Origin of the sequence: Knoellia locipacati (genome assembly GCF_007992835.1) — a bacterium.
Classification (GTDB): Bacteria; Actinomycetota; Actinomycetes; order Actinomycetales; family Dermatophilaceae; genus Knoellia; species Knoellia locipacati.
Genome location: NZ_BKBA01000011.1, coordinates 225610 through 249257 on the forward strand (window position 1 = coordinate 225610; position 23648 = coordinate 249257).

General features: G+C 71.7%; 24 protein-coding genes, 1 tRNA gene and 1 other RNA gene. 22 read left to right on the top strand and 4 right to left on the bottom strand.

Annotated features, from left to right (window positions below; all coding sequences use genetic code 11):
• The first annotated feature begins 37 nt into the window (after window positions 1-37).
• The 6 genes from KLO01_RS15005 to KLO01_RS15030 all read left to right on the top strand — a co-directional run bounded on the left by KLO01_RS15005 (window position 38) and on the right by KLO01_RS15030 (window position 3675).
• Window positions 38-110 (top strand) — tRNA-Val (locus KLO01_RS15005).
• Window position 111: 1 nt separating this feature from the next.
• The gene (locus KLO01_RS15010) at window positions 112-939 is read left to right on the top strand and encodes a Nif3-like dinuclear metal center hexameric protein (protein ID WP_147066600.1); all 828 of its coding nucleotides are present in this window, start codon (window positions 112-114) and stop codon (window positions 937-939) included.
• Window positions 936-1673 (top strand): zinc ribbon domain-containing protein, encoded by a 738-nt coding sequence (locus tag KLO01_RS15015; protein WP_147066602.1) that lies wholly within the window; start codon window positions 936-938, stop codon window positions 1671-1673. The genes KLO01_RS15010 and KLO01_RS15015 overlap by 4 nt, the downstream gene beginning before the upstream one ends.
• Before the next feature lie 43 nt (window positions 1674-1716).
• Window positions 1717-2127, top strand: a complete 411-nt coding sequence (locus KLO01_RS15020; protein WP_147066604.1) for a rhodanese-like domain-containing protein — start codon at window positions 1717-1719, stop codon at window positions 2125-2127.
• Window position 2128: 1 nt separating this feature from the next.
• Complete coding sequence (locus tag KLO01_RS15025) at window positions 2129-3328, top strand: O-succinylhomoserine sulfhydrylase (RefSeq protein ID WP_147066606.1); 1200 nt, start codon at window positions 2129-2131, stop codon at window positions 3326-3328.
• On the top strand, window positions 3328-3675 hold the full coding sequence (locus KLO01_RS15030; protein WP_147066608.1) for a hypothetical protein: 348 nt from the start codon (window positions 3328-3330) through the stop codon (window positions 3673-3675). Before KLO01_RS15025 ends, KLO01_RS15030 begins: the two co-directional genes overlap by 1 nt.
• Here KLO01_RS15030 and KLO01_RS15035 read toward each other — a convergent pair.
• On the bottom strand, window positions 3662-4408 hold the full coding sequence (locus KLO01_RS15035) for a YaaA family protein (RefSeq protein WP_147066610.1): 747 nt from the start codon (window positions 4406-4408) through the stop codon (window positions 3662-3664). The genes KLO01_RS15030 and KLO01_RS15035 overlap by 14 nt on opposite strands.
• Before the next feature lie 42 nt (window positions 4409-4450).
• On the opposite strand from KLO01_RS15035, the gene KLO01_RS15040 reads away from it, so the two are divergent.
• The 5 genes from KLO01_RS15040 to KLO01_RS15060 all read left to right on the top strand — a co-directional run bounded on the left by KLO01_RS15040 (window position 4451) and on the right by KLO01_RS15060 (window position 7795).
• The gene (locus tag KLO01_RS15040; protein ID WP_147066612.1) at window positions 4451-5896 is read left to right on the top strand and encodes an RNB domain-containing ribonuclease; all 1446 of its coding nucleotides are present in this window, start codon (window positions 4451-4453) and stop codon (window positions 5894-5896) included.
• A gap of 77 nt (window positions 5897-5973) precedes the next feature.
• An RNA gene (rnpB, locus tag KLO01_RS15045) (RNase P RNA component class A) lies at window positions 5974-6348 on the top strand.
• 34 nt (window positions 6349-6382) lie between these two features.
• On the top strand, window positions 6383-7036 hold the full coding sequence (locus KLO01_RS15050) for an MBL fold metallo-hydrolase (RefSeq protein ID WP_147066614.1): 654 nt from the start codon (window positions 6383-6385) through the stop codon (window positions 7034-7036).
• A gap of 54 nt (window positions 7037-7090) precedes the next feature.
• Window positions 7091-7543 (top strand): hypothetical protein, encoded by a 453-nt coding sequence (locus KLO01_RS15055; RefSeq protein WP_147066616.1) that lies wholly within the window; start codon window positions 7091-7093, stop codon window positions 7541-7543.
• A 66-nt stretch (window positions 7544-7609) separates the two neighbouring features.
• A complete protein-coding gene (locus tag KLO01_RS15060; protein ID WP_147066618.1) occupies window positions 7610-7795 on the top strand; it encodes a hypothetical protein in 186 nt (61 codons plus the stop codon).
• Window positions 7796-7909: 114 nt separating this feature from the next.
• Here KLO01_RS15060 and ppgK read toward each other — a convergent pair whose 3' ends face one another.
• Window positions 7910-8680 (bottom strand): polyphosphate--glucose phosphotransferase, encoded by a 771-nt coding sequence (ppgK, locus tag KLO01_RS15065; RefSeq protein ID WP_147066619.1) that lies wholly within the window; start codon window positions 8678-8680, stop codon window positions 7910-7912.
• A gap of 26 nt (window positions 8681-8706) precedes the next feature.
• Complete coding sequence (map, locus tag KLO01_RS15070; RefSeq protein WP_147066621.1) at window positions 8707-9570, bottom strand: type I methionyl aminopeptidase; 864 nt, start codon at window positions 9568-9570, stop codon at window positions 8707-8709.
• 48 nt (window positions 9571-9618) lie between these two features.
• Between map and KLO01_RS15075 the strand changes: the two genes are divergently transcribed.
• A complete protein-coding gene (locus KLO01_RS15075; RefSeq protein WP_147066623.1) occupies window positions 9619-9807 on the top strand; it encodes a methionine aminopeptidase in 189 nt (62 codons plus the stop codon).
• Between the two features lie 92 nt (window positions 9808-9899).
• Here KLO01_RS15075 and panB read toward each other — a convergent pair whose 3' ends face one another.
• Window positions 9900-10769, bottom strand: a complete 870-nt coding sequence (gene panB / locus KLO01_RS15080; protein WP_147066625.1) for a 3-methyl-2-oxobutanoate hydroxymethyltransferase — start codon at window positions 10767-10769, stop codon at window positions 9900-9902.
• A 238-nt stretch (window positions 10770-11007) separates the two neighbouring features.
• On the opposite strand from panB, the gene KLO01_RS15085 reads away from it, so the two are divergent.
• The 10 genes from KLO01_RS15085 (at window position 11008) to KLO01_RS15130 (ending at window position 23526) form a co-directional block, all read left to right on the top strand.
• The gene (locus KLO01_RS15085; protein WP_186828078.1) at window positions 11008-13254 is read left to right on the top strand and encodes an immune inhibitor A domain-containing protein; all 2247 of its coding nucleotides are present in this window, start codon (window positions 11008-11010) and stop codon (window positions 13252-13254) included.
• Between the two features lie 92 nt (window positions 13255-13346).
• Window positions 13347-14684 carry a glutamine synthetase family protein gene (locus tag KLO01_RS15090; protein WP_147066626.1) on the top strand — a complete coding sequence of 446 codons (1338 nt, stop codon included), beginning with the start codon at window positions 13347-13349 and terminating at the stop codon, window positions 14682-14684.
• Window positions 14685-14706: 22 nt separating this feature from the next.
• Window positions 14707-17703 (top strand): bifunctional [glutamine synthetase] adenylyltransferase/[glutamine synthetase]-adenylyl-L-tyrosine phosphorylase, encoded by a 2997-nt coding sequence (locus KLO01_RS15095; protein ID WP_147066723.1) that lies wholly within the window; start codon window positions 14707-14709, stop codon window positions 17701-17703.
• A gap of 10 nt (window positions 17704-17713) precedes the next feature.
• Window positions 17714-19036, top strand: a complete 1323-nt coding sequence (hisD, locus tag KLO01_RS15100; RefSeq protein ID WP_147066628.1) for a histidinol dehydrogenase — start codon at window positions 17714-17716, stop codon at window positions 19034-19036.
• Window positions 19033-20181, top strand: coding sequence for a histidinol-phosphate transaminase (locus KLO01_RS15105; protein ID WP_186828079.1), 1149 nt, complete (start codon window positions 19033-19035; stop codon window positions 20179-20181). Before hisD ends, KLO01_RS15105 begins: the two co-directional genes overlap by 4 nt.
• Window positions 20178-20783 carry an imidazoleglycerol-phosphate dehydratase HisB gene (hisB, locus tag KLO01_RS15110; protein ID WP_147066630.1) on the top strand — a complete coding sequence of 202 codons (606 nt, stop codon included), beginning with the start codon at window positions 20178-20180 and terminating at the stop codon, window positions 20781-20783. Before KLO01_RS15105 ends, hisB begins: the two co-directional genes overlap by 4 nt.
• A 3-nt stretch (window positions 20784-20786) precedes the next feature.
• Window positions 20787-21413 (top strand): hypothetical protein, encoded by a 627-nt coding sequence (locus tag KLO01_RS15115; RefSeq protein ID WP_147066632.1) that lies wholly within the window; start codon window positions 20787-20789, stop codon window positions 21411-21413.
• Window positions 21410-22054, top strand: coding sequence for an imidazole glycerol phosphate synthase subunit HisH (hisH, locus tag KLO01_RS15120; RefSeq protein WP_147066633.1), 645 nt, complete (start codon window positions 21410-21412; stop codon window positions 22052-22054). Before KLO01_RS15115 ends, hisH begins: the two co-directional genes overlap by 4 nt.
• A gap of 54 nt (window positions 22055-22108) precedes the next feature.
• Window positions 22109-22843, top strand: a complete 735-nt coding sequence (gene priA / locus KLO01_RS15125) for a bifunctional 1-(5-phosphoribosyl)-5-((5-phosphoribosylamino)methylideneamino)imidazole-4-carboxamide isomerase/phosphoribosylanthranilate isomerase PriA (RefSeq protein ID WP_147066636.1) — start codon at window positions 22109-22111, stop codon at window positions 22841-22843.
• Window positions 22840-23526 (top strand): SseB family protein, encoded by a 687-nt coding sequence (locus KLO01_RS15130; protein WP_147066638.1) that lies wholly within the window; start codon window positions 22840-22842, stop codon window positions 23524-23526. The genes priA and KLO01_RS15130 overlap by 4 nt, the downstream gene beginning before the upstream one ends.
• The last annotated feature ends 122 nt before the right edge of the window (window positions 23527-23648 follow it).

Consider the following 23648-nt stretch of genomic DNA (forward strand, 5'->3'; position numbering starts at 1 on the left):
CACAATGGGCGACCGCACGCGGCCCAGCGTCGTGTCGGGGCCTGTAGCTCAGTTGGTAGAGCACCGCGTTTACACCGCGGGTGTCGTCGGTTCGAGGCCGGCCGGGCCCACGTGACCACCACCCTCAAGGACGTCGTCGACGTCCTCGACCGTCTCTACCCGCCGCGGACCGCCCAGTCCTGGGACCAGGTCGGGCTCGTCACCGGGGACCCCGAGCAGCCGGTCGAGCGCATCCTGCTCGCCCTCGACCCCACGCTGGCCGTGATCGAGGAGGCTCGCGACCTGCACGCCGACCTCGTCGTGACCCACCACCCGCTGCTCCTGCGCGGCATCCACTCCGTCGCGACGACGACCGCCAAGGGTGCGAGCATCACCGGTCTGGTCGTCGGTGACATCGCCCTCTACGTCGCGCACACCAACGCCGACGTCGCCGCCAACGGGGTGTGTGAGGCGCTCGCAGCCGCAGCCGGTCTCACCGACACCTCGCCCCTCGCCGTGGTCGAGGACCAGCCGCTGGGCCGGGTCGGGCGTCTCGCGGCACCGACGACGCTCGGTGCCTTCGCGACGGCCCTGCACGCCGCCCTGCCCGCCGCCGCGAGCGGCCTGCGGGTCTCCGGCCCGCCCGACGCGCCCGTCGAGACGGTCGCCGTGCTCGGTGGCGCGGGCGACGACCAGTTCGCGGCCGTGCGGGCGAGCGGCGCCGACGTCTACGTCACCGCGGACCTCCGGCACCACCCGGCGCTCGAGGCCCGCGAGGAGTCGCGGGGCGGTGCGCCCTACCTCGTCGACGCCGGTCACTGGTCGAGCGAGGCGGTCTGGCTGCAGACCCTGCGGGACGCCCTCGCCGGTGCGCTTAGGGTGGACATCGACATCAGCACAGTGCGCACCGACCCGTGGACCTTCACGGTCGGCGCGGAGAACCTCGGAGGTATGCCGTGAAAGCCGAACCAGCCCGCCAGTCAAGGCTGCTCGACCTCCAGGCCATCGACACACGGCTGTCCCAGATCGAGCACGCCCGCCGGACGATCCCGCAGCTCGCGGAGATCGCCGACCTCGAGGGCAAGGCCCGGCTCCTCGACGACCAGCTGATCCGCTCGCGCACCGAGCTCGGGGACGTCAAGCGTGAGATTACCAAGGCCGAGGGCGACGTGCAGCAGGTGCGCGACCGCGCGACGCGCGACCAGCAGCGGCTCGACTCCGGGGTCGGCAGCGCCAAGGACCTCACCGCGATCCAGCACGAGCTCGGCTCGCTCTCACGGCGCCAGGCCGAGCTCGAGGAGGTCGAGCTCGAGGTCATGGAGCGCGCCGAGGCGATCGAGTCCGACGTCGCCGAGCTCGAACGCGGCCGTGGCGAGCTCACCGAGCGGCTCAGTGCGCTCGAGAAGGCCCGTGACGAGCGCCTCGCCGAGCTGAGCGCCGAGGAGGACCAGGTCGCCGCCCCCCGTGAGACCGTCGTCGACGAGGTCGGCGAGGACCTCGTCGCGCTCTACGAGAAGATCCGCTCGACCAGCGGCACCGGAGCAGCACCCCTGCGCCAGCGCCGGTGCGGCGGGTGCCAGCTCGAGCTCAACCCGGTCGAGCTCCGGACGATCAAGGACGCGCCCGAGGACGAGGTGCTCCGCTGCGAGGAGTGCCGCCGGATCCTCGTGCGCACGCCCGAGTCCGGTCTCTGAACGACCCGTCGGGGCGAGCCGCCGCGACCCTAGGCTGGGTCGCATGACCTATGCCGGTGACGTCACCCCCACCGAGGCGTATGCCGCGGTGACCGCCTCCGAGGACGCCGTCCTCGTCGACGTGCGCACTCGCGCCGAGTGGGCCTACGTCGGTGTCCCGCAGCTGGACCCGCAGCGCCAGCCGCTCTTCGTCGAGTGGCAGCGCTACCCCGACGGGAGCATCAACGAGGCCTTCGTCGACGAGCTCCGTGCCGCCGGGGTGGGGGAGGGTACGTCGATCTACTTCGTCTGCCGCTCCGGCGTCCGGTCGATCGCGGCGGCGGAGGCGGCCACGGCCGCCGGTCTCGGGCCGGCATACAACGTCCTCGAGGGGTTCGAGGGTCCGCACGACGCCGCCGGGCACCGGACGGTCGCAGGCTGGAAGGTCGCCGGCCTCCCGTGGAAGCAGGGCTGAGATGAGCGACGACGCCGGACGGGCGTTCCGCCCCGAGACCCTCGCCGTGCGGGGAGGGTTGTCGCGCAGCGGTTTCGACGAGACGAGCGAGGCGATGTTCCTCACCTCGGGCTTCGTCTACGAGTCCGCCGAGCAGGCCGAGGCGGCGTTCAAGGACGAGATCGAGAAGTTCATCTACAGCCGCTACGGCAACCCCACGGTGAGCATGTTCGAGGAGCGGCTGCGCCTGCTCGAGGGGGCAGAGGCCTGCTTCGCCACCTCGTCGGGCATGTCGGCCGTCTGGGTGGCGCTCGCCGCTCTGTGCGGCAAGGGCGACCGGATCGTCTCGTCGCGCGCGCTCTTCGGCTCCTGCTTCGTCATCATCGACGAGATCCTCCCGAGGTTCGGTGTCGAAGCGGTCTTCGTCGACGGGCCCGACCTCGCCCAGTGGGAGGAGGCCCTGTCCGTGCCGACGGCCGCCGTCTTCTTCGAGACGCCGAGCAACCCGATGCAGGAGCTCGTCGACATCGAGGCGGTCTCCCGGCTCGCCCACGCGGCCGGTGCCACGGTCGTCGTCGACAACGTCTTCGGCACACCGGTCTTCTCGCGCCCGCTCGACCACGGGGCCGACGTCGTCGTCTACTCCGCCACCAAGCACATCGACGGCCAGGGGCGCGTCCTCGGCGGCGCGGTGCTCGGCACCTCCGAGTTCGTCGACGGACCGGTCAAGAACCTCATGCGGCACACCGGTCCGGCGATGTCACCGTTCAACGCCTGGGTGCTCGTCAAGGGTCTCGAGACGATGACGCTGCGGGTGCGCCAGATGGCCGACAACGCCCTCACCCTCGCGCGCCACCTCGAGTCACGTGACGGCGTGGTGAGGGTCGTCTACCCGCTCCTCGAGAGCCACCCGCAGCACGAGCTCGCTCGGCGCCAGATGACCGGGGGCGGGACGGTCGTGACGTTCGAGGTCGAGGGTGGCAAGGAGGTGGCGTTCAAGGTCATGAACGCCCTCCAGCTCGTCGACATCTCCAACAACCTCGGCGACGCGAAGTCGCTCGCCACCCACCCCGCGACGACGACGCACCGCCGCCTCACCCAGGAGGCCCGCGCTGCCGTCGGCATCACCGACGGCACCATCCGGATCTCGGTGGGGCTCGAGTCGGCGCTCGACCTCGTCGAGGACGTCGAGGCCGCGCTGGCCGGAGCGCTCCCGGGCTGATGCCGTCCTACCGCGTTACCGTCGACGTCGTCGGTGTGCGGGACGGTGTCCCCCCAGCGGACGTCCTGCCTGCTGCCGAGGCCATCCTGGCCAAGACGCACGTCGTCGAGGACCGGTTGCTCGATGTCGCCGACGTGGCGTCGCCCCGGCCACAGCCGCAGCTCCACCTGAGGTTCGTCGTGCCGTCCTCCGAGCGCGTCACCGAGGACGCCGAGGCCCAGGCCGTGGTGCGCCTGCTCGTGGACGAGCTCGACGCGTTCGCCAGGTGCGGGCGCTGGCAGGTCCGCCGTGGCCCCGGCAGGCGCTGGACCTTCGTCGCGAGCGGGAGCGCCGTCAGCGGGTCGTGACGTCGAGGACCCAGGGTCGGCCGCGTCGGGCCGGGGCGGTGAGCTCGACGTCGAACGCCTCTCCGACGATCGCGGCCAGCCTCTCGGGCGTGCGCGCCCGCTGGCCCTCGACGCAGAGGTGGCGGGCGACGAGACCTCGGGTGTGCTTGGCCATGTGGCTGGCGCCCGGCACGCGGACCTGCACCCAGCGGTCGGCGACCTCGCCCGTGGGAGTCCAGGCGACGGCATACGTCGAGCTCCGGCAGTCGACGACGACCTCGCGCCCGGCAGCAGGGGCGAGCACGTCGTCGAGGACCGGTCGCCAGGCGGCCGCCACCGGTCCGAGACCGGGCAGCCGGACGTCCATCGACAGCCGGTATGCCGTGATCCTGTCCTTGGGTCGCACGGCACCGTGGAGGGCCGAGACGACGACGAGCCACGAGTTGGCCCGGCGACGCGCCGCTGGGTCCATCGAGGCCAGGTCGAGCGCGTCGTAGAGGACGCCGGTGTAGACCTCCGCGGCCGGTGTGGCCGGTGCCGAGTCGAGGACGAGGTTGCGCGCGACCTCGTCGGCCAGACCGGGGCTCACGCCGAGATCGGCTGTGGCAGTGGGGGACTGGCTCACCTCTCGCAGGTGCCTCGCCACGAGTGCTCGCGTCTCGGCGAGCTCGGGGAAGGACCAGCTGCTCGGGTCGGCGGGCCGCCCACGGCGACGGTTCGACTTCGACTCCGACGGGGGCAGGAGGATGAGCACGCGGTCACCCTATGCGGGCCCCGCTTGGGTAGGTTGGCTGGCATGCCCCAGCGCCAGATCCGCCTCGCCCCGGCCGACGCGACGACGTCCGAGTCCCTCCGAGAGGCGCTGCTCGCCCGCTTCACGGCGATCCGGGCCGAGCTCGGGGTGAGCGAGGAGTTCCCGCCCGAGGTCGACGCCGAGGCTCAGGCCGTCGCCACGAGGCCGGTGGACCTGCCGGAGCGCGACGAGACGGCGGTGCCGTTCTTCACCATCGACCCCGCCACCTCGATGGACCTCGACCAGGCGATGCACCTCGAGCGCGACGGCGACGGCTACCGCGTGCGCTACGCGATCGCCGACGTGCCCGCCTTCGTCTCACCCGGCGGTGCCATCGACACCGAGGCCCGCCGGCGCGGACAGACCGTCTACTGCCCCGACAAGCGGATCCCGCTGCACCCCACCGTGATGAGCGAGGGCGCGGCCAGCCTGCTGCCCGGCGAGACCCGTCCGGCCTTCGTCTGGGACCTGCGCCTCGACGCCGAGGGCGAGGGCACGAGTGCCGAGGTCTACCGCGCCATGGTGAGGTCCGTCGAGCGGTTCGACTACACCGACGTGCAGAAGGCGGTCGACGCCGGCGCGACCGACGAGCGCTGGGTCCTCCTCGGCGAGATCGGCGAGAAGCGGATCCGCCAGGAGCAGCTGCGCGGCGGCGCCAGCCTCCCGATGCCCGAGCAGGAGGTCCACCTCGGCGACGACGGCGACTTCACGCTGGAGTTCCGCCCGCCGCGCCCCGTCGAGGAGTGGAACGCCCAGATCTCGCTGCTCACCGGCATGGCCGCCGCCGACATGATGCTGCACGCCCGCATCGGCATCCTGCGCACGATGCCCGAGGCTGAGCCGGGTGCGGTGGCGCGCTTCCGCCGGCAGGCCAAGGCGCTCGGCGCCCCGTGGCCGGCCGAGCAGGGCTACGGCGACTTCCTGCGCAGCCTCGACCGCACCAACCCCAAGCACCTGGCGCTCATCTACGACGCCACCTCGCTCTTTCGCGGTGCGGGCTACACCCCGTTCGACGGGGACGTCCCGGAGCAGGTCGAGCAGGCGGCCGTCGCCGACGCCTACGCCCACGTCACGGCACCCCTGCGGCGACTCGTCGACCGGTTCGGACTGGTCATCTGCGAGGCCGTGAGCAGCGGCACCGACATCCCGGCCTGGGTCCGCGAGGCGCTGCCGACCCTGCCCGAGATCATGAAGGAGTCCGACCGCGTCGCCGGCTCCGCCGAGCGCATGTGCGCCGACGCCGTCGAGGCGGCAGTCCTCAGCCCGCGGGTGGGACAGACCTTCTCGGCCGTCGTCGTCGACCGCGACGACCGTGGTCTCGAGATCCAGCTGCTCGACGTGCCCGTCGTCGCCCGGGCCAAGGGCGAGGCCGAGCTCGGCGCGACGGTCGACGTGCGCCTCGAGTCGGCGGACGTCCCCACGGGCAGGGTGGCCTTCGTCGTCGCGTGAGCGGATGGCGCACCGGGTGCTCGTTCCGGGTGCTCGTTCCGTATGCCGTCCGCACACCTCTATGCTGGGCGCGCGGACGAGTCAGTCCGACGGTCGCGTCGTGGGCAACCACGTCGAGGAAAGTCCGGGCTCCACAGGGCAGGGTGGTGGCCAACAGCCACCCGGGGTGACCCGCGGGACAGTGCCACAGAGAACAGACCGCCTCCCGGCCCCGGTCGGGCGGTAAGGGTGAAACGGTGGTGTAAGAGACCACCAGCGGTTCCGGTGACGGAGTCGGCTAGGTAAACCCCACCCGGAGCAAGCTCAGACAGTGTGCGTTCGAGGGCGGCCCGCCCGAGTACACGGGTAGAGCGCTGGAGGCCACTGGCAACAGTGGTCCGAGATGGATGACCGTCAGCGTGACCCGGGCAACCGGCCACGTGACAGAACCCGGCTTATGACTGACTCGTCCGCCCTCCGAGCCGGGCACCGGCATACGGTGAGGACATGCGACTGACCCACCTCGGACACGCGTGCCTCCTCGTCGAGATCGGTGGCGAACGGATCCTGCTCGACCCGGGGAGCTTCACGCCCGGGTTCGAGGGGCTGCGCGACCTCTCGGCCGTCGTGGTGACCCACCAGCACGCCGACCACCTCGACCAGCAGCGGCTGCCGATCCTGCTGCACCACAACCCCGACGCCCGGGTGCTCGCGGACCCGGGGAGCGCGCAGGTGATCTCCGGCCTCGGGCTCGACGCCGAGGTCCGCAGCGGGACGACCCGAGTCGGTGCGGTGACGCTCACGCCGGTCGGCGAGACCCACGCGCTCATCCACGACGAGATCCCGCGCATCCCCAACGTCGGGGTCGTCCTGCGCGCGGTGGGGGAGGCGAGCCTCTACCACCCCGGCGACAGCCTCGACGGCGACCCCGGTGACGTCGACGTCGTGGCGTTCCCGCTCAGCGCGCCGTGGCAGGCCAGTCGCGAGATGACCGGCTTCCTGCGGCGGCTCAACCCGTCTCAGGCCGTGCCGATCCACGACGCCCTGCTCAGCGCCGAGGGTCGCAGGCTCTACCTGTCGCAGGCCGACTCCCTGGGTGGCGCCGACACGGTGATCCACGACCTCGCCGCTCGAGGTGCGGTCGAGCTCGCGCCTCAGTAACCTCCGAGCAGCGACGTCGCGAGGGGCGGCGTCGACGACACGGAGGGGACACACGTGAAGGCATCACGCAGGGGCATGGTCGTGGCAGCGACGGCGGCGATCGGGGTGCTCGCCGGCGCGACGGCGGCGTACGCCGGCGGAGGCACGGGTGGCAACGGGTTCAGGGCGTCCGCGTGCCCGGGCTCGGTCATCGGCACCTACTCGCTGCAGGCCTCGGGCGGGGCGACCCACCCGAACGCGCGGGTCAAGGTCTACTACTCGACGGCGAGCGGCGGCACGAACTGCGCCGTCCTCCTCGACAACGAGGCGGGGGACCACTACATGCGCGTGACGATCGGGGGGCGGCCGGAGGTCCCGGTCGACTGGGCGAGCGACTACGGCACGTTCTCGTCGTATGCCGGCGCCGTCGGCATCCGCAACACCAACGGGCGGTGCGTCCACATCACCGGGACGATCCGGGACAACGGTCGCGACTACGACTTCGGCCGCTACGCCTGGTGCGGCTGACCCGGACCCGTCCGGGTCGCGGACCCGAGTTGGAGAGATAGGTAAGGCTCACCTACTCTCGATTGCGTGCCCCAGGTCTCCGCGAAGAAGAAGTGCTGCAAGGACAGGCCCCGCTGCAAGGCGTGCCCGGTCGTCCTCATGCGCCTCTCCAAGATGGGCTACGCGGAGCAGCTCTCGACGGGCAAGAAGCCCAAGTACGACGTCGAGAAGAACATCCCCAAGAAGGCGATGGTCCTCGCGCGTCAGCGCTGACCCGGCACAGCACGGTTCGCGAACCACGCAGTGGCTCGCAGTCCGGTTCGATCCGGACTGCGAGGCAGGTCGCGGTCCACGAACCGGTGGTGCCCGCCTGGCCCCAGAACCCGCTCAGTGCGAGTCGTGGTACTCCTGCGCGAGGTGGGCGGCACCGATGATCCCGGCCTTGTTCTCGAGCACGGCCGGCACGATCTTGGTCCGCAGCTTGAGCAGCGGCAGGAACTCCTCGTGGTCCTTGGAGACGCCGCCACCGACGACGAAGAGGTCGGGCCACAGCAGGTTCTCGAGGTGGCTGTAGTAGCGCTGCAGGCGCTCGGCCCACTCGGCGTAGCTGATCCCCTCGATGTCCTTGATCGACGAGGCCGCGCGCTTCTCGGCGTCGTAGCCGTCGATCTCGAGGTGGCCCAGCTCGGAGTTCGGGATGAGCGTGCCGTTGTGGATGAGCGCGCTGCCGATGCCCGTGCCCAGGGTCGTGACGATGACGAGCCCGTCCTGGCCCTTGGCGGCGCCGTAGTGCAGCTCGGCCACGCCCGCGGCGTCGGCGTCGTTGACGAGGACGATGTCGTGCCCGAGCTTCTTCTCGAGCATCGGCTCGGCGTCGAAGTCGAGCCACGACTTGTCGATGTTGGCCGCGGAGCGGACGACGCCCTTGGTGACGACCCCGGGGACGGTGATGCCGATGGGGGAGTCACCGCGCACGTCCTCGAAGTGGTCGACGATCTGGTCGATGACGTCGGCGACGGCCTCGGGGGTGGACTTCGCCGGGGTGTCGATCCGCTTGCGCTTCGCGGCGAACTCACCCTTGCCGAGGTCGACCGGGGCACCCTTGATGCCGCTGCCGCCCACGTCGATGCCCAGCGGCAGACCGGTCTTCTTGCTCATGGGGACTCCTTCGTCCGGGTCGTGCGTCAGGGGAGGGTGAGGATCTCGTTGCCGCGGTCGGTGACGAGGATCGTGTGCTCGAACTGGGCCGAACGCTTCCGGTCGCGGGTGACCACCGTCCAGTCGTCCTCCCACATGTCCCATTCCTCGGACCCGAGGTTGAGCATCGGCTCGATGGTGAAGGTCATGCCGGGCTCGATGACGGTGTCGTAGGAGGGCGCGGCGTCGTAGTGCGGGATGATGAGCCCGGAGTGGAACGAGCGACCGATGCCGTGGCCGGTGAAGTCGCGGACCACGCCGTAGCCGAACCGCTTGGCATAGCTCTCGATGACGCGGCCGATGACGTTGACCTGGCGCCCCGGGGCGGCTGCCTTGATGCCGCGCATCATCGCCTCGCGGGTGCGCTCGACGAGCAGCCGGGACTCCTCGTCGACGTCGCCGCAGAGGTAGGTCGCGTCCGTGTCGCCGTGGACCCCGCCGATGTATGCCGTGATGTCGATGTTGACGATGTCGCCGTCCTCGAGCCGGCGCGAGTCCGGGATGCCGTGGCACACGACCTCGTTGACCGACGTGCACAGCGACTTCGGGAACCCGCGGTAGCCCAGCGTCGACGGGTAGGCGCCGTGGTCGAGGAGGAACTCGTGGCCGACCCGGTCGATCTCGTCGGTGGTGACGCCGGGAGCGATGACGGCGGCCGCCGCCTCCATGGCCTGCGCGGCGATCCGGCCGGCGACGCGCATGAGCTCGATGGTCTCGGCGTCCTTGACCTCGGGGGAGAGGTTCTTGTCCGGCGCGGGCCGGTCGACGTACTCGGGCCGCTCGATCGAGGTGGGGACCGGGCGCCTCGGGGAGACCTCTCCCGGAGCGACACTTCCGTACGTCAGCGGCATACGGTGGAGTCTAGGCAGAGTGCCGATCCGGAAACCGAGGAGGACGACGTGGCGTACTGGTACAACATCGCGACCAAGCAGGTCGAGACCGACGAGAACCGCAGCCGCAACGACGACGTCATGGGTCCCTACGACACCGAGGCCGAGGCCAGCAACGCCATCGCGTCGGCCCACGCGAAGACCGAGCAGTGGGACGCCGAGGAGCGCGCCTGGGAGGGCGAGGACTCCGAGGCCTGAGCCGGCCGGCTCCGCGGGACGGAACAAGAGGCGGTATGCCGGGTGCGCACCCGGCATACCGCCTCTCGTCTCGTCGTGGTCCGGCCTTCGGCCTACTCCTCGAAGGAGTGCTCCGAGGCCGGGAAGGTGCCGGACGCGACCTCGTCGGCGTAGGCGCGGGCCGCGTTGCCCAGGTCGGTGCGCATGTCGAGGAACTTCTTGACGAAGCGGGGCGCGCGCCCGCCGCGCAACCCGGCCATGTCCTGCCAGACGAGGACCTGGGCGTCGCAGTGGGGACCGGCGCCGATGCCGATGGTGGGGATCCGCAGCGCCTCGGTGACCTTGGCGGCCACCGGCGCCGGGACCATCTCCATGACGATCGAGAAGCAGCCGGCGGCCTCGAGCGCGAGGGCGTCCTCGAGCAGCCGGTCCGCGCCGTCGCCGCGGCCCTGGACGCGGTAGCCACCGAGGACGTGCTCGCTCTGCGGGGTGAAGCCGATGTGGCCCATCACCGGGATGCCGGCCCGCACGAGCAGCTCGACCTCGGGGACCATCGGCTTGCCGCCCTCGAGCTTGACCGCGTGGGCCAGGCCCTCCTTCATGAAGCGCGTGGCCGTGGCGAGCGCCTGCTGGGGGCTCGCCTGGTAGGAGCCGAAGGGCAGGTCGGCGACGACCATGGCGTGCTTGGCGGCCGACGTCACGGCGCGGCAGAGCGGCACGAGGTGGTCCACGGTGACGGGCACCGTGGTCTCGAAGCCGTAGACGTTGTTGCCGGCGGAGTCTCCGACGAGGAGCACCGGGATGCCGGCCTCGTCGAAGATCTCGGCGGCATACATGTCGTAGGCCGTGAGCATGGCCCACTTCTCGCCGGTCTCCTTCATCTTCTGGAGGTGGGGGACGCGGATCCGCTTCTGCGGCGCGGCCTGGGCGCCGGTGCCGTAGGGGTTGGTCGTCTCGGCCGAGGGGGAGGGCTGCTCGCTCATGCGCCCGATCCTGTCAGAGAGGCCCGCGTGTCCGAGGACTGAGCCGGAAGGTAAAGGGGGAGTAAAAGATCACTCCGGAAACCGCACAAACCATTGTGCAATCCGAATGCACATGTTTCTCTGCAATGGCCCGCCTGACCCCTGGCTGGCGATCACATTCGGAGGAAACGTGACACGACGACACACTCGCGCCCTGGCCGGTCTGGCCGGAGCCGCGTTGGTGGTGAGCCTCGCGCCGATGGGTGCGCAGGCGAAGGACGCCGCCCCGCCGGCCAGCGACACCAAGGCCTCGACCGCGAAGAAGGACGACCTCCCCAACCCCCTGGGCGACGCCCAGCGTGCGCTGCGCCAGGAGGCCATCCAGGCGCTCGTCAAGGGCGAGGCGACGACCGAGACGCGAGGTGGCCAGCGGGTCATCAAGATGTCCGGCGACACCAAGACCGCGAAGGCGGGCAAGGGCGAGAAGGCCAACAAGCCCCGCTACGTCTCCTACCCGGTCGAGCGCGAGGAGGACATCTTCACGATCCTCGCCGAGTTCGGCACGCAGTCGAACCCCAAGACGGGTGGCACGGCCGGTCCGCTCCACAACCAGATCCCCGAGCCCGACCGCACGTGGGACGGCAACGCGACCGACGACAACTCGACCGAGTGGAGTGCGGACTTCAACCGCCAGCACTACCTCGACATGATGTTCGGTGACGGCGAGTCGTTCAAGGACTTCTACGCCAAGCAGTCCAACGGCCGCTTCCTGGCCAAGGGCGACGTCTCCGACTGGGTCAAGGTCCCCGGCAACGCCGCGACCTACGGCAGCAACAAGATCTCCGACGCCGAGGGTGCCTGGCCGTTCGTCCAGGACTCCGCCAACGCCTGGTACGACGCGCAGAAGGCGGCCGGCAAGACCGACGCCGAGATCAAGACCTACCTCGCGCAGTTCGACAAGGTCGACCGCTACGACTACGACGGCGACGGCAACTTCAACGAGCCCGACGGCTACATCGACCACTTCCAGGCCATCCACTCCGGTGAGGGCGAGGAGGCCGGTGGCGGCGCCCAGGGCGAGGACGCCATCTGGTCGCACCGCTGGTACGCCTACTCCAACCAGATCGGCAAGACGGGCCCGGCGCAGAACAAGGCCGGCGGTGTCCAGCTCGGCTCGTCGGGCATGTGGATCGGTGACTACACCACCGAGCCCGAGAACGGCGGCCTCGGCGTCTTCACCCACGAGTTCGGCCACGACCTCGGTCTGCCGGACTACTACGACACCGCGGGTGGCGACAACGGCACCGGCTTCTGGACGCTCATGTCCGGTGGCTCGTGGCTCAACCACGGCACGGACTCGATCGGCTCCACCCCGGGCTACATGGGTCCGCTCGAGAAGCTCCAGCTCGGCTGGCTCGACTACACGGTCGCCGACAAGAGCGGCAAGTACACGCTCGGCCAGGCCGACCTCGACGGCGCCAAGACGCCCCAGGCGATCGCGGTCCCGCTGCCCGACAAGAAGGTCGTCACCAACTACAACAAGCCGCACAGCGGTGCCAACGAGTGGTGGAGCGGGTCGGGCAACGACCTCAAGAACGCCATCACGCGTGACGTCGACCTGACCGGCAAGAAGACCGCCAGCCTCTCGGCGTGGCTCGACCACGACATCGAGAAGGGCTACGACTTCCTCTACGTCCAGGGCTCGACCGACGGTGGCGCCAACTGGACCGACATCGACGCGGTCGACGGCAAGAGCGCCGGCTGGGTGCAGAAGACCTGGGACCTGTCCCAGTTCGCCGGCAAGCAGACCAAGCTCCGCTTCCGCTACGTCACCGACGGTGGCCTCGCCCTCAAGGGTGCGTTCATCGACGACATCTCGATCACGGCCGACGGCGCCTCGCTCCTCAGCGACAACGTCGAGTCGGGTGCCAACGGCTGGACCGCCGAGGGCTTCACGATCATGTCGGGCACCACGGACAAGATGTACCCGCGCTTCTACCTCGTGGAGAACCGCGTGTACTCCGGCTACGACAAGACGCTGCAGACCGGTCCGTACAACTTCGGCTGGTCCTCGACCAAGCCCGACTGGGTGGAGCGCTTCCCCTACCAGAACGGCATGCTCGTCTGGTACGTCGACGGCTCCTTCGCCGACAACAACACCTCGGCCCACCCCGGTGGCGGCCAGTCCCTCCCGGTCGACGCCCGTCCGGCCCCGGTCAAGTTCCCCGGCGGCCAACTGCTCGGCAACCGTCGCCAGCCGTGGGACGCCACCTTCGGCCAGGAGAAGACCGACAAGGTCACCTTCCACCGCAACGGTGTCCCGGTGACCATCGACAAGCAGGCGGCGATCCCGACCTTCGACGACACCGACCCCAACAAGTACTGGACCGCGGACAACCCGTGGAACTCGGTCAAGGTCGCCGGTCTCGGCAACAAGATCACGGTCGCCAAGACCACCAAGAAGGGCACCGAGATGGAGCTCGACATCCAGCTCGGCGCCAAGTGACCGCAGCCACGAGCTGAGTCACCCCAAGAGGGGGAGGGCCCCGGAGCGAGATGCTCCGGGGCCCTTGCCCTGCCTCCCCCTAGGATGCCGACATGGATCGTCAGCAGGAGTTCGTGCTCCGCACCATCGAGGAGCGGGACATCCGCTTCGTCCGTCTCTGGTTCACCGACGTCCTCGGTGCGCTCAAGTCCGTCGCCGTGGCCCCGGCCGAGCTCGAGGGGGCCTTCGCCGAGGGCATCGGGTTCGACGGATCGGTGATCGAGGGCTTCGCACGCGTCTACGAGGCCGACATGCTGGCCAAGCCGGACCCCTCGACGTTCCAGGTCCTGCCGTGGCGTGGTGAGAGCCCGGGCACGGCCCGCATGTTCTGCGACATCACGCTGCCCGACGGGGCCCCGAGCATGGCCGACCCGCGGCACGTCCTCCAGCGCACGCTCGCCAAGGCGGCCGACCAGGGGTTCACCTTCTACACCCACCCCGAGATCGAGTTCTTCCTCTTCGAGCGGGGCTTCAAGCCGGGGGAGCAGCCGACGCCGATCGACCAGGCCGGCTACTTCGACCACGTGCCGCACGGGTCCGCCCAGGACTTCCGCCGCGCCGCCATCACCATGCTCGAGTCGATGGGCATCAGCGTCGAGTTCAGCCACCACGAGGGTGCTCCGGGCCAGAACGAGATCGACCTCCGCTACGCCGACGCCCTGTCGACGGCCGACAACATCATGACCTTCCGGACGGTCATCAAGGAGGTCGCGCTCGAGCAGGAGATCTATGCCTCGTTCATGCCCAAGCCGCTCGCGGACCACCCGGGCTCGGGCATGCACACCCACATGTCGCTCTTCGACGGCGACAGCAACGCCTTCTACGAGGCCGGCGCCCCCTACCAGCTGAGCAAGACCGGGCGGCAGTTCATCGCGGGCCTGCTCCACCACGGCGCCGAGATCACCGCCGTGACCAACCAGTGGGTCAACAGCTACAAGCGGCTCTGGGGTGGCGGTGAGGCACCGGCGCACCTCACGTGGGGTCACAACAACCGCTCCGCCATGGTGCGCGTCCCCATGTACAAGCCCAACAAGGGACAGAGCAGCCGCGTCGAGGTCCGCTCGATCGACTCCGCGTGCAACCCCTACCTCGCCTTCGCCGTCCTGCTGGCCGCCGGTCTCAAGGGCATCGAGGAGGGCTACGAGCTCGCCCCCGAGACCGAGGACGACGTCTGGGGCCTCACCGACTCCGAGCGCAAGGCCATGGGCATCAAGCCCCTGCCGGCCTCGCTCAGCGAGGCGATCGAGGTCATGGAGGAGAGCGAGCTCGTCGCCGAGACGCTCGGCGAGCACACCTTCGACTTCTTCCTGCGCAACAAGCGTGCCGAGTGGGCCGACTACCGCGGCCAGGTGACCGCGTTCGAGCTCGAGCGGTACCTCCCGCGGCTGTGAGGGGCGCAGCGTGAGCGCCCGTATGCCGTCCGTCCCGGGCGACCTGACCCGTCTTGGTTTCGGGGAGTCCCGTCGCGCCGAGACGCTGCTGGCCGACAAGGCGCTGGTCCCGCTGGTCAAGGACCGCGCGCGGGTCGAGGCCGACGGGCTGGCCGTCGCGCTGTCCAGGGTGGCCGACCCCGACCAGGCGCTGCTCGCCCTCGTCCGGCTCATGGAGGCGGTGGCCGCTCCGGCTCGCGCGTCGGTGCGTGACGAGCTCGTCTCCGCCCTGCGCGAGCCGGGCCGGTCGCGCGAGCGGCTGTTCGCCGTCCTCGGCGCCTCGACGGCGCTGGGGGACCACCTCGTCGCACGCCCCGAGCACTGGAGCGCGGTGGCCAACGCCTTCCCGCTCGAGGTCGAGGAGCGGATCGACCTGCTCACCGCAGCGGTGCGCGAACCCGCCGCGGGCGTCACGCCCGAGGACGCCCTGCGGATCGAATACCGCCGCCAGCTCCTCGGCATCGCCACCCTCGACGTCGCCCGCCCCGACCCGCAGGCCCGGCTGCCCGAGGTGGCGGCCGCGCTCGCCGACCTCGCGGAGGCCGCCCTCGAGGCCGCCCTCGTCATCGCCCGCGACGCCGTGGGCGAGGGCGCCGACCGGTGCCGCTTCGCCGTGATCGGCATGGGCAAGACCGGTGGGCGGGAGCTCAACTACCTCAGCGACGTCGACGTCATCTTCGTCGCCGAGCCGGCCGAGGGCACCGACGAGGACACCGCGCTCGCGATCGGCACCGAGCTCGCCACCCGGCTCATCAAGATCTGCTCGAGCGCGACCACGGCCGGGTCGCTGTGGCAGGTCGACCCTGCGCTGCGGCCCGAGGGCAAGAACGGCCCGCTCGTCCGCACCCTCGACTCGCACGTCTCCTACTACGAGCGCTGGGCCAAGACGTGGGAGTTCCAGGCGCTGCTCAAGGCCCGCCCGGTGGCGGGGGACAGGGCGCTGGGACGGGCCTACGTCGACGCCGTCGCGCCGTTCGTGTGGAGCGCCGCGTCCCGCGAGAACTTCGTCGAGGACGTCCAGGCGATGCGGCGCCGGGTGGAGGACAACGTCCCGCACGGCGAGGCCGACCGCCAGCTCAAGCTCGGCCCGGGCGGTCTGCGCGACATCGAGTTCAGCGTCCAGCTGCTCCAGCTCGTCCACGGCCGCGCCGACCGCTCACTGCGGTCCGGCACGACGCTCACGGCCCTGGCCGCCCTGTCCCAGGGGGGCTACGTCGGGCGCGAGGACGCGCAGACGCTCGCCACGGCATACCGGCTCCTGCGCACCCTCGAGCACCGGATCCAGCTGCACCGGCTCCGCCGCACCCACCTCATGCCGACGGCGCCCGGAGACCTGCGCTGCCTCGGCCGGGCGCTCGGCCACCAGAGCGACCCCGAGGACTCCGTCGTCGCCCAGTGGCGCACCGCCGCCCGCGAGGTCCGCCGGCTGCACCAGCGCATCTTCTACCGCCCGCTCCTGTCGGCCGTGGCGCGGCTCGGCCCCGACGAGGTGCGGCTCACCCCCGAGGCGGCGCGCGAGCGTTTGGCCGCCCTCGGCTTCCGCGACCCCCGTGGCGCCCTGCGCCACCTCGAGGCACTCACCGACGGCGTGAGCCGGCGGGCGGCCATCCAGCGCCAGCTGATGCCGGTCATGCTCGGCTGGTTCGCCGACGAGGCCGACCCCGACGCCGGGCTGCTCGCGTTCCGCCGGATCAGCGACGCGCTCGGCACGACCCACTGGTACCTCCGGCTCCTGCGCGACGAGGGGAGCGCGGCCGAGCGGCTGGCGCACACCCTCGGGCGCAGCCGGTACGCCGCGGACCTCCTGCAGCAGGGGCCGGAGTCGGTCCAGATCCTCGGTGACGCCGGGGGTCTCAAGCCGCGCTCGCGCGACGAGGTCCAGGGCCGGATGCGGTCGGCGGCCAGGCGCAAGGACGACCCGCAGGCCGGGGTGCTCGCCGCGCGTGCCGTGCGGCGCTCCGAGCTCTTCCGGCTCGCGGTCGCCTCGCTGCTCGGGCAGGTCGGGCTCGACGACCTCGGCCGGGCGCTCGCGGACCTCAACGGGGCGCTCATCGACGTCACCCTCGAGATCGTCCTCGCGGGCGTCGAGGAGCAGACCGGGGCTCCCGCGCTCAGTCGCCACCTCGTCGTCGGGATGGGGCGCCTCGGTGGCGGTGAGTCCGCCTTCGGCAGCGACGCCGACGTGCTCTTCGTGCACGACCCCGTCGAAGGGGCCGACTCGCGGGCGGCCCAGGAGCAGGCGCTCGAGGTCGTCAAGGAGCTCATCCGGCTCCTCGGGCTGGCCGCGCCCGACCCGCGTCTCGAGGTCGACGCGGGGCTGCGGCCCGAGGGCAAGAACGGCCCGCTGACCCGGTCGCTCGACTCCTACCGCGCCTACTACGAGCGGTGGTCCCTCGTCTGGGAGGCCCAGGCGCTGCTCCGGGCCAGCCCCGTGGCGGGCGACGCCGACCTCGGTGCGGCGTTCGTCGAGCTCATCGACCCGCTGCGCTGGCCCGAGGCAGGGCTCGACGCCGGGCAGGTGCGCGAGATCCGCACGCTCAAGGCCCGGATGGAGTCCGAGCGGCTGCCGCGCGGCGCCGACCGCAAGACGCACTTCAAGCTCGGCCACGGCGGGCTGAGCGACGTCGAGTGGTGCGTCCAGCTCATCCAGCTCGAGCACGCCCACGCGCACGAGGGCCTGCGCACCACCTCGACGATGGGTGCCCTCGCCGCCGCCCAGGCCGAGGGGCTCGTCGACGCCGACGACGCGAAGGCGCTGGCCGAGTCGTGGCGCCTGGCGTCCGAGATGCGCAACGCCGGGCTGCTCGCGCGTGGGCGTGCGGTCGACTCGGTCCCGTCCGACCTGCGCGACGCCGACGGCATGGCCCGCATCATGGGGCTGCCGCCGAAGTCGGGTCAGGAGCTCGCCAACCGCTACCGCCGGGTCGCGCGTCGTGCCCGCCATGCGGCCGAGCACGTGTTCTACGGGGACGCTACCTAGACTGGGAGCCATGATCCCCGTCCTCGACCTGCGTGGGCGCGCGCCCGGTGTCCGTGAGCTCAGGGGGACGCTGCCCCGTGCCGAGCTCGACGTCGAGGCCGCGCTGGCCACCGTCCGTCCTGTGTGCGACGACGTCGCCGCCCGTGGCGCCGCCGCCGTCCTCGACGCCTCCGAACGCTTCGACGGCGTGCGACCCGACGCGCTGCGCGTCCCGGCCGGCGTCGTCGCCGCGGCCCTGCACGACCTCGACCCCGACGTCCGTGCCGCCCTCGACGAGTCGATCCGCCGCGCGCGCATCGTCCACGCCGACCAGCGCCGCTCCGACACGACGACGACCGTCGTGGACGGCGGGACGGTCACCGAGCGCTGGGTGCCGGTCGACCGCGTGGGCCTCTACGTCCCCGGGGGTCGGGCCGTCTACCCGAGCAGCGTCGTCATGAACGTCGTCCCCGCGCTGCTCGCCGGCGTCGGCTCGCTCGCCGTCGCCAGCCCGCCCCAGAAGGACCACGGCGGCTGGCCGCACCCGACGATCCTCGCGGCATGTGCGCTGCTCGAGGTCGACGAGGTGTGGGCGATGGGTGGCGCTCAGGCGGTCGCCGCGTTCGCCCACGGGTTCGACGGCGAGGGCGACGCGCAGCTCGAGCCGGTCAACCTCGTCACCGGCCCGGGCAACATCTGGGTCGCCGCGGCCAAGCGCCTGCTCAAGGGACTCATCGGCATCGACGCCGAGGCCGGCCCCACCGAGATCGCGATCCTCGCGGACGCCACGGCCGACCCCGACCACGTCGCCGCCGACCTCATCAGCCAGGCCGAGCACGACCCGCTGGCCGCCGCCGTCCTCGTCACCGACAGCACCGACCTCGCCGACGCCGTGCAGGCCGCTGTGTCCCGTCGGGTGGGGGAGACCAAGCACTCCGACCGCGTCCGCGAGTCCCTCACCGGGCGTCAGTCCGCCGTCGTCCTCGTCGACGACGTCGAGGTCGGGCTCGACGTCGTCAACGCCTACGCCGCCGAGCACCTCGAGATCCACACCGCCGACGCCGCCGCCGTCGCCGCCCGCGTGCGCAACGCCGGCGCCGTCTTCGTCGGCACGTGGTCGCCGGTGAGCCTGGGGGACTACTGCGCCGGGTCCAACCACGTCCTGCCCACGGGTGGCTGCGCGACCCACTCCAGCGGGCTGTCCGTGCAGTCGTTCCTGCGCGGCATCCACGTCGTCGAGTACACCGAGGCCGCCCTGCGCGACGTCGGCTCCCACGTCGTCACCCTCGCCCGCGCCGAGGATCTGCCCGCCCACGGCGACGCCGTCCTCGCGCGTCTGCCCGACCTCGCATGAGCACCTCTCCTGTGAGCCCGATCGACCAGCTGCTCCGCGAGGACCTGCGTGGGCGGACGGCATACGGCGCACCCCAGCTCGACGTGCCCTTCGCGCTCAACACCAACGAGAGCTCGTATGCCGTGCCCCCTGCAGTCGTCGACGACATCGTCGCCGCCGTCGCGGCCACGGCCGGGGGCCTGAACCGCTACCCCGACCGGGAGTTCACGGACCTGCGAGGTGACCTCGCGGCATACCTCTCGCGCAGTGGCACGCAGGTGCGCCCGGAGCAGGTCTGGGCCGGCAACGGCTCCAACGAGGTCCTCCTGCACCTGCTCCAGGCGTTCGGTGGTCACGGGCGCACGGCGCTCGGCTTCACCCCGGCGTACTCCATGCACCCGATCATCACCGCCACGACGGGGACGACCTGGGTCGACGGCATGCGCGGCATCGACGCGCGTGACGGAGGCGGCGGGGGAGCGTTCGACCTGTCGCTCGAGTCGGCCGTGCAGCAGGTGAGGGAGCACGACCCGCACGTCGTCTTCCTCTGCTCGCCCAACAACCCGACCGGGACGGCCCTCACACTCGACGTCGTGACCGCCGTGCACGACGCGGCGCCGCGGGCGGTCGTCGTCGTCGACGAGGCCTACGCCGAGTTCGCCCGTCCCGGCACGGTGAGTGCGCTCAGCCTGCTCGAGGGCAGGCCTCGGCTGGTCGTCACCCGCACGATGAGCAAGGCGTTCGCGTTCGCCGGTGGCCGTCTCGGCTACCTCGCCGCCGACCCCGAGCTCGTCGACGCGCTGCGGCTCGTGCGGATGCCCTACCACCTGTCGTCGCCCGCCCAGGCGGTCGCGCGCGCCGTCCTGCGCCACGCCGACACCATGCTCGGCACGGTCGACGCGATCAAGGAGCAGCGCGACCGCATCGTCGCCACGCTCAGCGGGCTCGGGCTCGACCCCGTGCCGAGCGACGCGAACTTCGTCCTCTTCGGCGGCCTCCGGGACAGCGCGACGACCTGGCAGGCGCTCCTCGACAAGGGGGTTCTCGTCCGGGACGTGGGGATCGACCACTATCTTCGAGTCACCGCCGGGACCCCGGAGGAGACGTCGGCGTTCCTCGACGCCGTGGCCAACCTCGGGCCCGACCACCTGGAAGGACAGTCGTGACCACCAACCGCACCGCGACGGTGACGCGTTCCACCTCCGAGAGCAGCGTCGAGCTGAGCCTCGACCTCGACGGCACCGGCGTCGGTGACGTCAGCACGGGGGTCCGCTTCTACGACCACATGCTGTTGTCCTTCGCCAAGCACTCGCTCATCGACCTGCGGGTCAGGGCCACCGGTGACGTCGACGTCGACGCCCACCACACGGTCGAGGACGTGGCGATCGTGCTCGGTGACGCGCTGCGCGAGGCGCTCGGTGACAAGAGCGGGATCTCGCGGTTCGGCGACGCCACCGTGCCGCTCGACGAGGCCCTCGTCCACGCCGTGGTCGACGTCGCCGGCCGTCCCTACGTCGTCCACACCGGTGAGCCCGCGGGTCAGGAGTACGCCGTCATCGGCGGCAACTACATCGGCTCCCTCACCCGCCACGTCCTCGAGTCCTTCGCGTACCACGCGGGCATCGCCCTGCACGTCCGCGTCCTGGCCGGCCGCGACCCGCACCACGTCGTCGAGGCCCAGTTCAAGGCCGTCGCGCGGGCCCTGCGTGCCGCCGTCGAGCGCGACCCGCGCGTCGTCGGCATCCCCAGCGCCAAGGGTGCGCTCTGAGCCGTGAGCACCGCTGACCAGTCCCCACCCCTCGGACACGGGCTCGTCCTCGTCCGGGGTAGCGCCGCCGCGTCCGCGCGGTGGGTGCGCCGCGGGCTCGCCGCGGTCCGGGTCGCGCCGTTGCAGGGCTGGACCGGCGTGTGCCTCGCCGAGGACCTCGCGCTCACCGCCGCGCCCTACGACGTGGGTCTCGAGATCCTCGCGGCGCGACGGGTCCCGACCCGGCACCGGCCGGCGGTCGGGCTGTTCGTCATCGACGGGTGTGCCGTCGTCACCGTCCAGGCCCGCGGGTGGCGCCTCGAGCAGCGGTGGCTCGTGTGGGAGCCGGGCACCGGTGTGCGCCGCACCCCCGACCTGCCCGCGCTGCCCGCCGGCCTCATCGTCGACGTGGCGGGTGCGCGCTCGCGCACGTCACCGGCCGAGGTGACCGAGCACTTCGCCGACCCGGACGGCGAGCCGCTCGACGTCCTCGTCGGCCTCATGCGGATGCTCGGGCTGCCCGGCGAGGAACTACTGCGCGACGGCGCCGACGAGAGCTACGAGCGCATCGACCCCAGTCCTCGTTCCATCGCCGCGTTCGACGCGTTGGTCGCCGAGGAGTCGGCCCACCGCACGGAGTCCGAGCAGTGACGGCGCGACGGGTCGTCGTCCTCGACCACGGCAGCGGCAACGTCCACAGCGCCGTCCGCGCCCTCGAGCGTGTCGGTGCCACGGTCGAGCTCACCGCCGACCGCCAGCGCGCCCTCGACGCCGACGGCCTGCTCCTGCCCGGTGTCGGCAACTTCCACGCGTGCGTGCGGGGGATGCGCGCCGCCGACGCGCCCCGCATCATCGACGTCCGACTCTCCGGTGGCCGCCCGGTGCTCGGCGTCTGCGTCGGCATGCAGGCCCTCTTCGAGTCCTCGACCGAACCCAGCGCCGTCGCGGAGGAGGGCCTCGCCGAGTGGCCCGGCACCGTCGAACGCCTCGAGGCGCCGGTCGTGCCCCACATGGGGTGGACCGAGGTCGACGTCCCGGCCGGCTCCACCCTCTTCGCGGGCGTCGAGTCCGAGCGCTTCTACTTCGTCCACTCGTATGCCGTCCGCACCTGGACGATGCCCGAGCCCACCGGTCACTTCGCGGTCGTCGCACCGAAGGTGACCACGGCGACCCACGGTGACCGCTTCGTCGCCGCGGTCGAGAACGGACCGTTGTCGGCCACCCAGTTCCACCCCGAGAAGTCGGGCGAGGCCGGCCTGCACCTCCTCGAGACCTGGGTCCGCTCGTTCTGAGCCGACCCGCCTGACTGCCCAGCCCGAACGACCGATCCCGACGATGAAGGTGTCATGACCTCGCCCCGCCTCCAGCTCCTGCCCGCCGTCGACGTCGCCGGTGGCCGCGCCGTCCAGCTCGTCCAGGGGGTCGCCGGCACCGGCGGTGAGTTCGGCGAGCCTTTGGAGGCCGCGATGCGCTGGCAGGAGCAGGGCGCCGAGTGGCTGCACCTCGTCGACCTCGACGCCGCGTTCGGACGCGGTGACAACGCCGAGCTGCTCGCCCGGATCGTCGGCTCGCTCGACATCCAGGTCGAGATGAGCGGTGGCATCCGCGACGCCGAGACCCTCGAGCGGGCGCTCGCGACCGGCTGCCGCCGGGTGAACCTCGGCACCGCCGCGCTCGAGGACCCCGAGTGGACCGCGTCGGCCATCGCCGAGCACGGTGATCGCGTCGCCGTCGGGCTCGACGTCCGCGGCACGACGCTCGCCGCCCGTGGCTGGACCCAGGAGGGTGGCGACCTCTGGGAGACCCTCGAGCGCCTCGACCGCGAGGGCTGCGCCCGCTACGTCGTCACCGACGTCAACAAGGACGGCATGCTGGCCGGCCCCAACGTCCAGCTGCTCCGCGACGTCTGCGCCCGCACCGACCGCCCTGTCATCGCCTCGGGCGGCGTCTCCACCCTCGACGACATCGCCGTGCTGCGCACCATGGTCGGTGAGGGTGTCGAGGGGGCGATCACGGGATCGGCGCTGTACCGCGGGGCCTTCACCCTGCCCGAGGCCCTCGACGTCGCGGGCCGCCCGTGACCCGCGACCTCGTCTTCACCGGCTTCGAGGGTGACGACGGCTCGGCCCCGGCCGCGCTGACCACGGCGCTCGAGAACGACGACCCGGGCGCCCTCATGACGGCCCTCGCCGACGCCCGCCTGCTCGTCCCGATCGTCGCCGAGCCCGTCGAGACGGCGACCGAGGGCGGCCTCACGGTCGACAAGCAGACCGACATGGCAGCCGTCACCCTCGTCGCACCCGACGGTGAGCGCGCCCTGCCCGTCTTCAGCAGCCTCGACGCCCTCGCCGCCTGGGACCCGTCGGCCCGGCCCGTGCCCGTCACGGCCGCCCGCGCCGGCCAGGCGGCGGTGAGCGAGCGCTGCGACGTCGTCGTCGTGGACGTCGCCGGCCCCCGGACCCGCGTGCTGCGGCCCTCGATGGTGTGGGCCCTGGCCCAGGAGCGCGCGTGGACCCCGCCGCACCTCGACGAGTTCGTCGCCGGCGGCGTGGCCCGTGCCGTCGCCGAGGAGCCGCAGGTCGTCTCGCACTCCGTCGAGGAGGGCGCCCCCGCCGGCCACGGCATCCTCGGCGTCGCCCTCGAGCTCGCACCCGGCCTCGACCCTGCCGAGGTCCAGGCCGTCGCCACCCGCGTGGGGGAGCGCCTCGCCACCGACGGCGAGCTCCGCGCCCGCATCGACGGCCTCGCCTTCCGCATCCGCTGACTCTCCAACTGATTGCCCCTAGACGAGGCCCTGCCTCGTCCAGGGGCAATCAGTTGGAAGAGGCCGTGGGGCGCGAGGGGCGACATGGACCCCGGCGGTGAGTGGACGGCATACGACGAATT